The sequence below is a fragment of the Brotaphodocola sp. genome (assembly GCF_050873065.1).
In the GTDB taxonomy this organism is placed as follows: domain Bacteria; phylum Bacillota; class Clostridia; order Lachnospirales; family Lachnospiraceae; genus Brotaphodocola.
Genome location: NZ_JBNMIC010000056.1, coordinates 1 through 11,851, shown reverse-complemented (window position 1 = coordinate 11,851; position 11,851 = coordinate 1). Strand labels below are relative to the sequence as shown.

Genomic DNA, 11,851 nt, shown 5'->3' with positions numbered 1-11,851 from the left:
CTGATGAACGGTGACCCGGTACAGATCTCGATGCACAGCAACCTGATCTACTCCGCATTTGATCCGAGATTCAACGTGGTTTCTCTGCCGTATCTGTTTGATTCGACAGAGGATGCGGACAGAATCCTTGACGGTGAGGGCGGAGAAAAGATGAAGGAACTTCTCTCTTCCTATGGTCTGCACTGCATGGGTCTTGCGGAGAATGGTTTCCGTGAACTCACAAACAGTGTGCGCCCGGTCAAGAGCGTGGATGATATGAAGAACCTGAAACTGAGAGTTGCAGGATCAAATCTGCTGATGAAGTGTTACGAACTCTGGGGCGCAGATGCGACGAACATGAACTGGTCTGAGACTTACACGGCGCTTCAGCAGAAGACGGTTGACGGACAGGAAAACCCGCTTCCGGCAATCGATGCTGCAAGCGTACAGGAAGTACAGAAGTATGTGTCTATGTGGAATGCAAACTATGACTGTCTGTTTTTCTGCATCAATCAGGACCTCTACGATTCCCTGACACCGGAGCAGCAGGCGGTTGTCGATGAGTGCGGTCAGCTTGCGGTTCGCTACGAGCGTGAGATCAACCGTGCAGGCGACGACGAGATTTTAAGCCGCTGGCAGAGCAAGAACGGAGTGGAAGTCATTCCGTTTGAGGAGCTTGACATCGAGTCCTTCAAAGAGGCAGCAAAACCGGTAGAAGAATGGTATATCGGCGAGCTGAAAAAGCAGGGTTATGACGATGCAGAAGATCTCGTCGCTGCTTTCAAGTAAGGGGTTAAGGCGAGCAAAAACAAGTAATAAATACAGAATATGTGAAGTGCGCGAGGCGAATGTGAGACGTTTGCCCCGCGTACTTTTTTTGTGTTATAATGAAATGAGCGTTAACGAGGGGGAACAAGTTTACTTGTTCATCCCGAGTGGCGAATGGCGATCACGATAGCTACGAAGTAGCGTCAAGTACCGAAGGTACGAATCGTGATGGAATGAGCGCAAAAGAAAAACAAGCGACTGCGTCAGCAGATTTACTGAAAATCGGGGGAAGATACAGTGGAAGGGGAAAACAATAAAAAATCACAGCCGAGAGTATTCACGGCAAATCGTTTTATTAACCAGCTTCAGCAGGCGGTGACCCGCAGGCTGGTCTTTCAGATTTCACTTGGAATGATGCTGTTTATCGTGGCATTTTTTTCCATGACATATGTGTCAAACCGGGAAAAGGCGGAGAAAAATCTGGAGATGCTCCGTTCTTTTTATCTGAAATTATATCGACAGAGTATGGATTTTCTAAATGATGAAGGTCTGCAGGAGGCTTATCTGGAAAGATGGAGAGATCCGGATTCAACGGATTTTGAGTATCTTTTTAACCGCTTTAACACAAAGAGTGTGATCGAAAATAAAGTGATCCTGACGGATGAGGCGGGGAGGTTTCTCGATTCCACTTTTGCTGAGAATGAACTCTCGGATTATCTGTGTGAGTACAATCGCGCAGTCTGCCATAACGTAAAAAATTTGGGAAAAAATGAAGTGTATGTAACGGTTTATTCAGATACAGGGAATTATTCTGATTATTTATTTATCCGTCCGGTTTATGAGAAGGAAACACTTCGGGGCTTTATCAGTTTGTTTTTGATTGGATCAGAGTGGAACTTTTATTTGTCGGACAAAAATTATGACGGGGTAATCATTGACGACAGATGCAATGTGATTTATCGAAGCAAGGCAGGATTTGCAAATCAGTCCGGAAAGTTTTATCCGCAGTCTGGAAAAATCGGCTATTATAATCAGGAACGATACTGGGTGGAGCGGGAATTTCTTCCGGAATGTGGAGTGACGATCTATTCTCTGGTCTATTATCCGAGGGATAACACACTTCTTATTGGAATTTTTCTGATTCTTTTGCTGGGGGCACTCTGGTACTCACTGGCTCGCTGGATGAGCAGAACAATGGCGGAGTACAATGCGGGACAGCTCAGTCTCTTGGTGCGGGAAATCCGGAAAATTCAGGATGGCGATTATGAACATCGCATTCATATGAATACAAATGATGAGTACGATGAGGTGGCTCACCGGATTAACCGGATGTTAGACAGTGTGAGAGAGTTAAACAATCGAAATTCAGAGCTGATTCTTTTGAATGCAAAATTGGAACGGGGGCAGCTTGAAGCACAGATGAATCCGCATTTCCTTTACAATACGCTGGAGATCATCCGGAATCTGGTGATGCTTGACGGAGAAAAAGCGGAGGAACTGATTGAGCGGCTTGTACATATCTTGCGTTACAGTGTCAGCAATTCCAAACGGGATATGAGGCTGGAGGAGGATATGGAGTATATTCGGGACTATCTTTATATTCAGAAAGTGCGATTTGGAGACAGATTTTCCTGCAAGCTGAATTTTGATGAGGAGGCACTGGCCTGTATGGTTCCTAAATTGCTGCTTCAGCCGGTGATTGAAAACAGTATCAAGTATGGATTTAAAGCGAAAAAGGAGATTCATGTCTGGGTGGAGGGACATGTGAGAGAACATGTGTTGAAGATTTGTGTGGCAGATGACGGACCTGGCATGGATCAGGAAAGATTGACACAGCTCTCGGAGTCTTTTAAGGATGTTGCTCATACTGCGGACAATCTGGGACTTCACAATATTGCGAGAAGAATCTGCCTGCAATATGGAGAGCACAGCGAAATGAAAATAAGAAATCGTCAGGGTGGGGGATTTGAGGTGGAGATTTCCATTGATCAGACTTGATAAGAAATGGATTAAAAGTTTCAATGAGGATTTTGGTAAGGGGGAAGGCATCATGTATAAGGTGATACTGGTAGAAGATGAAGAGATCATTCGAAAGGGACTCATGTTCACAGTTCACTGGGAGGAATATGACTGTACAGTCGTGGCAGACTGCTCGAGTGGAGAAGAGGGGATCTTGGCAATTCAGGAATATCACCCGGATATTGTGATTACAGACATCAATATGCCGGTTGTGGATGGTCTGGAGATGATTCGAAGAACGTATGAGGAGCAGGAGTATTCGGCGATTATTTTGTCCGGGTATTCGGATTTTGAGTATGCGCAGACCGCGATTCGATATGGCGTGCTCGGATATCTGCTTAAGCCGTTAAAGCGTGCAGAGCTGAAAGAAGTTTTGCAGCGGGCGGTAAAAGAATGTGAACGCAGAGAATTCTATAATAAAAATCATCGCCTCCCAGAACATCTTTCAGAGGAATTTTTGAGCGATGCGGAGATTTCCTACGCCGGAGATGACCGAGTGGTTCATCAGATGCTTGATTTCGTAAAAGAAAATTACAAATATCGGATCGGAATGAAAGATCTCGAGAAAACGTTAAATTACAGTGATACTTTTTTGAACAAGAAGTTCAAGGAAGCGATGGGGACAACTTTTATGGAGTTTGTAAATCGTTATCGGATTCATCGCGCACTCGAACTGATGACGCGGGAGGGGATTGCCATTCAGGATGTGGCATGGCAGTGTGGAATCGGAGAATACAAGTATTTTCGATCTGTGTTTAAAAAATATTTGGGATGCAGCCCGAGAGAGTTTATGCAAGATTTTGCAAAAACACAAAAATAATTGGAAAAAATAGAGAAAAATAAATAAAAACTCAGAGATGGAGCATAAAATGTTCGGTATTTTGGCTCTTTCGTTGTGTATTTTTGGTTTTTTATATAGTAAAAAGCGATAAAATAAAAACATAATACAAAAGATAAGGATCCAGAAAATAGAAAAACATGAAAAGCAGAAAAAGGGGGAGGAACGAACATGAGTGTTGGAATTACGATTCGTCACGCATTGAAAAAATACGGGGATACTACCGTGATTCCAGATCTGTCCCTGAAGATTGAAAACGGAGAATTTTTTACCCTTCTTGGACCGTCTGGATGCGGAAAAACCACTTTGCTTCGCATGATTGCCGGGTTCAACAGTATCGAGGGTGGTGATTTCCTTTTTAATGATACAAGAATTAATGAGATGGACCCCGGAAAACGAAATATCGGCATGGTATTCCAGAACTATGCGATATTCCCGAACATGACCGTGCGGAAAAATGTGGAATTTGGCCTAAAAAATCGTGGAGTCAGCAAAGACGTGATTGCAAGAGAGACCGACAAATTTTTAAAAGTGGTACATGTCGATCAGTATGCAGACCGAATGCCGGAGCGCCTTTCTGGAGGTCAACAGCAGCGAGTTGCTCTTGCAAGAGCACTTGTCATTCAGCCGGATGTGCTTTTGATGGATGAGCCGTTGTCGAATCTGGATGCGAAACTGAGAGTGGAGATGCGCACGGTTATCAAAAATATCCAGAAAAATGTCGGAATCACAACCGTTTATGTCACCCATGATCAGGAGGAGGCAATGGCTGTCTCGGATCGAATTGCAGTCATGAAGGACGGTGTAATTCATCACTGCGGACGGCCGAAGAACATTTACCAGAGACCGGCAGACCTCTTCGTGGCGACCTTTATCGGAAAATCAAATCTCTTGAGCGCAAAATTGAAGAAGGCTTCATCAGGGATGACGGTTGTATTTAAAAATGGATATGAGGTATCGTTTACGAATCTCTCCGATCAGGCACAGGAGGGCGAGGTGACGGTATCTGCAAGACCTGAGGAACTGAAGATCCAGAAAAATCAGAATGTTTCGGGCATTCATGCAGTCGTGAAAGACAGCGTTTTCCTTGGACTTAACACCCATTATTTTGTGGAGTTAGAGACCGGAGAGGAGGCAGAGATCATTCAGGAGTCCGAGACGGATGAGATGATCCAGCCGGGAAGCAGGATCCTTCTGACTCTGAACGAGAAAAAGGCAAATGTTTTTGACAGCAAGACTTCCGAGAGTCTGATGAAGGGAGTAGAACATTTTGTGGATGGTCGAGCCCTGAAAGACTCTGACAGAGAGGAGGAATAGGCATGCAGGCAGGAAAAAGACGAGATGGATGGACCATCGTTTCCTGGGTGCTGATGGCGTTGTTTTTGATTTTTCTGGTTTGGCCGATCGGAAATCTGCTCAAAGAGGCAGTGATCAAGGACGGAACATTCTCCCTTGATGCCTTTCAGGCTTTCTTTGGAAAAGAGTATTATTATGGTTCCATTTTTAACAGCTTGAAAATTGGTATTGCCGTCATGGCAGTCAGCCTGATTCTTGGCATTCCGTTTGCGTATTTTTATTCGTTCTATCAGCTAAAAGGACGAAAACTTCTGTTTGTACTCTGTTTGCTTGGAACAATGTCGGCTCCGTTTCTTGGAGCATATGCATGGATTTTGCTGATGGGAAATTCCGGTCTTGTGACAAAACTTTTAAAGTCGATCGGAATCCGGGGACTCACGATTTATGGATTCTGGGGAATTGTATTTGTCCAGTCGTTAAAGCTCTTTCCTCTGGTTGTGATTTACATGAACGGAGCATTCCGTGATATTGACAATTCTCTTCTCGAGGCAGCGGAGAGCATGGGATGTAAGGGGGTTAAACGTTTCTTTCAGGTAATTATGGCGCTCACGATGCCGACGATTCTCGCAGCAGCACTTCTGGTCTTCATGAGATCATTTGCGGATTTCGGAACGCCAGTGCTGATCGGACGTGGATATTCGACATTTCCGGTTCTGATTTACAATCAGTATCTTGGAGAGAATGGAGCGGATTATCATTTTGCGGCGGCAATCAGTGTGATTGCGGTGATTGTGACGGCAATCATTTTTCTGATCCAGAAACTTGCGACCAATAAGTTTAAATTTACGATCAATTCGCTTCATCCGGTGGAACCGAAAGAAGTACATGGAGTCAGTGCAGTCCTGATGCATGCATTCTGCTATATTTTAGTAGCGCTTGCGATGCTTCCGCAGCTTTACATCATCAATATGTCGTTTAGAAACTACAATAACAGCATTCTCCAGCCGGGATATTCTTTCAAGAATTACCAGAAGGCAGTGGAGAAAATGCTGTACCGGTCAATCGGAAACACGTTGGTTGTCAGTTTCGTGACTCTGGCAATCATCATTGTGATCGCTGTTTTGATTGCTTATCTCGTCGTCAGACGCAGCAATGCCTTTAATAATGCAATCGATGTGATCTCGATGCTTCCGTACATCATGCCGGGCGGTGTCATCGGTATTTCGCTGATCCTGACATACAGTAAGAAACCGTTTGCCCTGACAGGTACTTTACTTATTATGATCATCGCACTGACGATCCGGAGAATGCCGTTTACGAGCCGTTCTGCGACCGCCGCGATCATGAAGATTCCGGTCACAATCGAGGAGGCGGCAATCAGTCTCGGTGCATCGAGAGCAAAAACCTTTGCACAGATCACAGTGCCGATGATGGCAAGTGGAATTATTTCGGGAGCAATTTTGAGTTGGGTATCGATCATCACAGAGATGTCATCAGGTGTCATCCTGTACAACAACCGCACAATCACCCTGACAATCAGTACGTACGCGGCGATTACAAGCGGAATCTATGGAGTGGCAGCGGTATTTGCGACGATCACGACGGTCTTTACGGTGGTCTGTCTGGTTCTGTATCTGAGATTTACCAAAGCGGAAGATATTCGGATGTAATTTTTGATGTACGTGACATATAATTCAAAATGGATGTATGGATGTGCAGTGATTCTGATTGAAAAATGAATGTTAAGAATGTTAAAAATGTTAAATGAAAATGAAATGATTAAAGCGAAAAAGAGATAAAAAAGGAGGAAAAGCTATGAAAAAACGAACATGGATGGGGTTAGGCATGGCAATGGCACTTTCTCTGACCGCGTGCGGTGGTGGCAAGGAGACGGCTGAGACAACGCCGGAGAAGGCGCCGGCAGAGACGACCGCAGGGCAGGAGACGAAAGCACAGGAGAGTGCAAATGCAGCGGACAGCGACCGCCCGAAGTACGTCAAGGGTGAGGATGAAGTCACCGGAAAAATTACAGTTTACACAACGATGGAAGAAACACAGCAGGCGGCACTTCAGGAATTGTGGAACAAGTATTATCCGAATTGTAAGATGGAGATTCAGGCGGATTCTGTTGGAACACTGGCGACACGAATCCGCGGAGATGAGTCTTGCGACGCAGATGTGGTAATCGGCGGTATGTTTGCGGCGGATGGTGACAAATATCATGATATTCTGCAGCCATACACCTCGGTTCTTGACGATGAGCAGTTGTACCATGATGCATCCGGTTACTATACATATTATGATGTTCAGGTGATGTGTCTCGTTGTAAATCCGGAGCTTCGTGATGAGCTGGGAATCAAGATTGAGGGTTATGAAGACTTGCTTCAGCCAGAATTAAAGGGCAAAATTATTCTGGCTGCACCGGATTCGACGTCTTCCGGATGGCGTCAGCTCCAGACGATTCTGGCGACAATGGGAGATAAGTTTGACGATGAGAAGGGCTGGGACTATATCAAACAGTTGATTCCGTCGAGTTTCAGCACAACCTCTTCCAAGGATGTCTACAATCTTGTCATCAATGGCGAGTATGTTGCAGGACTTTCCTATGAGTCCACAGTTGCAGCTCTGATCAAAGATGGCGCCCAGGTTGACTGCGTATACATGAAAGAAGGAAATACCGCAATGGCAGGTGGTGCGGCAATCGTGAAGAATGCTCCAAACCTTCCGGCAGCAGAAGCAATGATCGATCTTCTTGCTTCCAGCGAGTTCCAGAATATTCGTGCTTCCGAGTCTTCAGGCCGTGGATCCAATAAGAACGTTGACCTGCAGGGACTTCCGGCAGCAGATACCCTTGGCCTGGTAGATCTTGACTATGATTATCTGAGTCAGAACAAAGATCAGATCTGTACAAAGTGGAATGATCTGTGGGCAGAGCTGAATGGAAAGTAAAAAACAGAAAATTCGAATGTTGGGTTTTTAGCTTTTTGAATGTTAGATTTGAGTGTTAGACAGAGATAGAGTTGATGTGTGGCTGTAAAAGCGATGCATCAACTCTATTTGATTATTGAAAAATCGTTTTTACCGTAAATCTAAGCACAAAATAGTTGACTGGGTCCATAAACAACGATATAATGGACTGAGTCAACTATTTTACGTGGGAGAGGGAGAGACGAGATACGATGAAGATGATGAAAAATCCGCGATTGATGCTGATTGTCTCAATGACAATATTTGGTACGCTTGGAATTTTTGTGAGAAAAATTCCGGTATCGTCCGGTGAATTGGCTCTGTATCGGGCGATTCTTGCGGCACTTTTGATTGCGGGATATCTGGCGGTGACAAAGCAGCGCATTCCATTTGAAAGAATTAAAAAGGAGATTCCACTCCTATTGCTGTCGGGAGTCGCTATGGGAGTGAACTGGATTCTTTTATTTGAGGCGTATAAGTATACGCCAGTGTCGCTTGCAACTTTGAGCTATTATTTTGCACCGGTCATTGTCACTGTGGTCTGTCCGGTGCTTTTTCATGAAAAACTGACGGGAAAGCAGATTTTATGTTTTGTGATGTCGACAGCTGGACTGATCATGATTACCGGGATCGGAGAGATCGGGGGAGGCAGTGATTTTGTCGGTATTTTATTTGGGCTTGGAGCAGCGGTATTTTATGCTACAGTAATTTTGTTAAATAAGTTTATCAAAAATGTAGAGGGAATTCCGAGAACCTTTTTGCAGTTTCTCTCTGCGATTGTAATTCTGATTCCTTATGTGGCACTGTCCGGCGGAGTGACGCTTGGAAAAATGAATGTGACCGGGTGGAGCAATCTTTTGATTGTCGGACTTATTCACACGGGAGTTACGTATTGCATGTATTTTTCATCCTTGAAAGAACTGCCCGGTCAAAAAGCGGCTATTTTAAGTTATATTGATCCTTTGGTTGCTGTTTTGATTTCTGTAACGATTCTCGGAGAAAAAATGACATTCTGGCAGGTTGTCGGAGGTGTCTTGATTCTCGGTTTTACATTTTGGAACGAAGTTTCTCCAAAACATGAAAAATAGTGGAGGTGGAAAAGAAAAGGATGTTTTCAAATGATCAGATTGCTGATATTCAGGGATTTAACAAGGTATATCAGAATTTACTCAAACAGATTGATGCTGCTATTTTGGAGGCGGGATATACCCTGACGGAAAAGAATGTCTTATTTGAACTCAGCAAGACAGAGCGCTGTACAGCGAATATCATGATTCAGCAGTTACAGATTGATCGCAGCTATATGAGCCGGATAATTGCAAAATTTGAAAAGCAGGGTCTGATTGAGAAGACGCAGTCGAAGACGGATAGCCGCGTTCGATATGTAAAATTGACAGAAGCAGGGCGCAGAGAAATCAATCGGTTAAATGATATTCAAAATCATCAGTTGGGGGCGATTTTCAATAAGCTCGACGAAAAAGATCAGAAAGAAGTCTGGCAGGCAGTCGTCATGATCCGAAATAAGCTGAGCGATGCCAATGACAGAATCATCATTCGTCCTTTTGTACAAAGCGATATTGAATATGTGATTTCAAGGCACAAGACATTGTATTATGCGGAACGGCATTTGAGTGGAACTTTTTCGGAATATGTCGATGAAATTGTATACAGTTTTGTCCATCAGTTTGATCCTCGGACAGACTGTCTGAATATCCTCGAATGCAATGGTGTGCCGGCAGGAAGTATTGCGATTGCAAAGGCAGATGAGGAGACAGCACAGCTTCGATTTTTTATGTTAGAGCCGGAGATGCGACAGCGAGGGTTTGGAAACCAGCTTATGGATATGGCATTGCAGTTCTGCCGTGACCGGGGATATAAGAAAGTATTTCTATTGACGATCACAGCGCAGATTGTTGCAAGGCATGTGTATGAGACACATGGATTTTATAAAGTCTCTTCAAATGACAAATCGGAATGGGGAGATGGAGTGATAGAAGAACGCTGGGAACGGGAGATTGGAAGTTATCCGCTTGACTCTGCCTGCGGAAGAGAGTACGATGGAGTGGATGCAAGAAAAAGGATGCGATAGAGAAAAGGATACAAAAGATAAAAGAAAAAGAATGTTTATTGGGGGGAATACAGATGAATCGCGATTTGACGAAGGGGAGAATCTCATCTTCCCTGATTCTGTTTGCGCTGCCGATGATGGCGGGAAATTTGATGCAGCAGTTTTACAACATTGCAGATACGTTGATTGTGGGGAGGGTGCTCGGGCGAGATGCGCTTGCAGCGGTTGGTTCGGCATATACGTTGATGACATTTCTGACATCGATCTTTCTGGGACTGAGCATGGGAGCGGGAACCCTGTTTTCGATCTATCAGGGCAGGAAAGACCAGAAAGCCTTGAAAACCTCGATCACGCATGCGTGCACGCTGATTTTGACAGTTACGCTTATTTTTAGTGTGCTGGTCTATGCCGCGATGGATCCGATTCTGATTTTTCTTCGGATTCCGGATGAAGTGTGGGCGGGAATTCGCCAGTATCTGTTGGTTGTTTTTGCGGGAATTGCGGGAATTTCCCTTTATAATTTCTTTGCCTGCCTTTTGCGTGCGGTCGGAAATTCGGTGACACCGCTTGTCTTTCTGGCGATTTCTGCACTGCTCAATATTGGGCTTGATTTGCTGTTCGTCGCCGGTTGGCACTGGGGGATTGCAGGAGCCGGAATTGCAACCGTATTTGCGCAGTATGTCTCTGGAATTGGAATCTGGATCTATACGGCTGTGAAATGTCCGGAGCTGGCGCCATCATGGAGAGGAGAACATTTTAATAAAAATATTTTTGGAGAGATTTTAAATCTGTCATCCATGACCTGTGCCCAGCAGTCGGTGATGAACTTTGGCATTCTGATGGTGCAGGGACTCGTAAACAGCTTTGGCGCTGTGGTGATGGCGGCTTTTGCAGCGGCAGTGAAGATTGATACCTTTGCCTATCTGCCGGTTCAGGATTTCGGAAATGCTTATTCCACATTTGTGGCACAAAATTATGGAGCGGGTGAGAAGGAGCGGATTAAAAGGGGGACCAGGCAGGCATTTTTGCTTAGCATTTTGTTCTGCCTTGTGATTTCAGCGGTTGTTTTTGTGTTTGCAGAGCCGCTGATGCGGATTTTCGTGAGCAGAAGCGAGGTGGAGGTCATTGCGGCGGGAGTCCGTTATCTGAGAATTGAGGGAGCCTGTTACTGTGGAATTGGCTGCCTGTTTCTTTTCTATGGCTATTACCGGGCAATCAAACGGGCTGAGATGTCGGTTGTGCTCACGGTGATTTCTCTTGGAATGAGAGTAGTTCTTGCCTATGTGTTATCTGCGCGGATCGGAGAGATCGGAATCTGGATGGCAATCCCGATTGGCTGGGGTCTGGCAGACCTGACCGGTCTGGCTGGCATGAAGATGATGGGAAAGACGGAAGGGAAAAAATAGAAGATTAGGGGGAAATGAAAAATAATGGAAAATAATAAAAAAAGTAGTTGACAGAAACAAAAAGATTTGATATTATAATCAGCGTCCTTGAAAAACAAGGATGTTGATTTATAAAAGAAATTAAAAAAATAAAAAAGTGCTTGACAAAAACGAAATGACTTGATAAAATAAACAAGCTGTTTCGAAAGAAAAGCGGACAAGCAATAAACTGAACCTTGAAAATGAAAGATTGAACAGTGTTTAAAACCCTGAAAATTCTTATAAAAAAGAGTCTTTTGGTAAAGACATCTTTGAATTGAGAAATTCAGAACATTCGCGATACAAGGTTTACACAGTCCTGCTTGCAGGAATGGGGAAACCGAACGCGATGAGCAGAACAAAGTTCTGCGAAGAAACAAACCAAACAACAGTAGAACGGTTTAATAATTAGCTAGTAGTTAATCATTGGATCGGGAAACAAACTTTAATTTGAGAGTTTGATCCTGGCTCAGGATGAACGCTGGCGGCGTG

General features: G+C 44.4%; 9 protein-coding genes. All 9 read left to right on the top strand.

All coding sequences use genetic code 11. The annotated features are described in order from the left end of the window. The coding region (gene dctP, locus ACR0QE_RS11485; protein WP_432628487.1) for a TRAP transporter substrate-binding protein DctP at nt 1–768 on the top strand (768 nt) is incomplete at its 5' end. 276 nt (nt 769–1,044) lie between these two features. After that, entirely contained in the window at nt 1,045–2,745 is a 1,701-nt protein-coding gene (locus ACR0QE_RS11480) for a sensor histidine kinase (RefSeq protein WP_432628486.1), read from the top strand. A gap of 52 nt (nt 2,746–2,797) precedes the next feature. After that, the gene (locus tag ACR0QE_RS11475; RefSeq protein WP_432628485.1) at nt 2,798–3,586 is read left to right on the top strand and encodes a response regulator transcription factor; all 789 of its coding nucleotides are present in this window, start codon (nt 2,798–2,800) and stop codon (nt 3,584–3,586) included. A gap of 189 nt (nt 3,587–3,775) precedes the next feature. Further along, nucleotides 3,776–4,921, top strand: coding sequence for an ABC transporter ATP-binding protein (locus ACR0QE_RS11470; protein ID WP_432628484.1), 1,146 nt, complete (start codon nt 3,776–3,778; stop codon nt 4,919–4,921). A gap of 2 nt (nt 4,922–4,923) precedes the next feature. Next, the gene (locus ACR0QE_RS11465; protein ID WP_432628483.1) at nt 4,924–6,570 is read left to right on the top strand and encodes an ABC transporter permease; all 1,647 of its coding nucleotides are present in this window, start codon (nt 4,924–4,926) and stop codon (nt 6,568–6,570) included. Nucleotides 6,571–6,715: 145 nt separating this feature from the next. Next, nucleotides 6,716–7,849 carry an extracellular solute-binding protein gene (locus ACR0QE_RS11460; RefSeq protein WP_432628482.1) on the top strand — a complete coding sequence of 378 codons (1,134 nt, stop codon included), beginning with the start codon at nt 6,716–6,718 and terminating at the stop codon, nt 7,847–7,849. A 230-nt stretch (nt 7,850–8,079) separates the two neighbouring features. After that, nucleotides 8,080–8,955: a DMT family transporter gene (locus ACR0QE_RS11455; protein WP_432628481.1), complete on the top strand. Its 876-nt coding sequence runs from the start codon at nt 8,080–8,082 to the stop codon at nt 8,953–8,955. A gap of 20 nt (nt 8,956–8,975) precedes the next feature. Further along, complete coding sequence (locus tag ACR0QE_RS11450) at nt 8,976–9,956, top strand: bifunctional helix-turn-helix transcriptional regulator/GNAT family N-acetyltransferase (protein ID WP_432628480.1); 981 nt, start codon at nt 8,976–8,978, stop codon at nt 9,954–9,956. A 53-nt stretch (nt 9,957–10,009) separates the two neighbouring features. After that, nucleotides 10,010–11,341 carry an MATE family efflux transporter gene (locus ACR0QE_RS11445; protein WP_432628479.1) on the top strand — a complete coding sequence of 444 codons (1,332 nt, stop codon included), beginning with the start codon at nt 10,010–10,012 and terminating at the stop codon, nt 11,339–11,341. Nucleotides 11,342–11,851 lie beyond the last annotated feature (510 nt).

Bases quoted from the DNA above. Each gene is read 5' to 3' on its own strand.
- ACR0QE_RS11470 (WP_432628484.1), top strand. From the start codon at position 3,776: ATGAGTGTTGGAATTACGATTCGTCACGCATTGAAAAAATACGGGGAT.
- ACR0QE_RS11465 (WP_432628483.1), top strand. From the start codon at position 4,924: ATGCAGGCAGGAAAAAGACGAGATGGATGGACCATCGTTTCCTGGGTG.
- ACR0QE_RS11455 (WP_432628481.1), top strand. From the start codon at position 8,080: ATGAAGATGATGAAAAATCCGCGATTGATGCTGATTGTCTCAATGACA.
- ACR0QE_RS11460 (WP_432628482.1), top strand. From the start codon at position 6,716: ATGAAAAAACGAACATGGATGGGGTTAGGCATGGCAATGGCACTTTCT.
- ACR0QE_RS11445 (WP_432628479.1), top strand. From the start codon at position 10,010: ATGAATCGCGATTTGACGAAGGGGAGAATCTCATCTTCCCTGATTCTG.
- ACR0QE_RS11475 (WP_432628485.1), top strand. From the start codon at position 2,798: ATGTATAAGGTGATACTGGTAGAAGATGAAGAGATCATTCGAAAGGGA.
- ACR0QE_RS11450 (WP_432628480.1), top strand. From the start codon at position 8,976: ATGTTTTCAAATGATCAGATTGCTGATATTCAGGGATTTAACAAGGTA.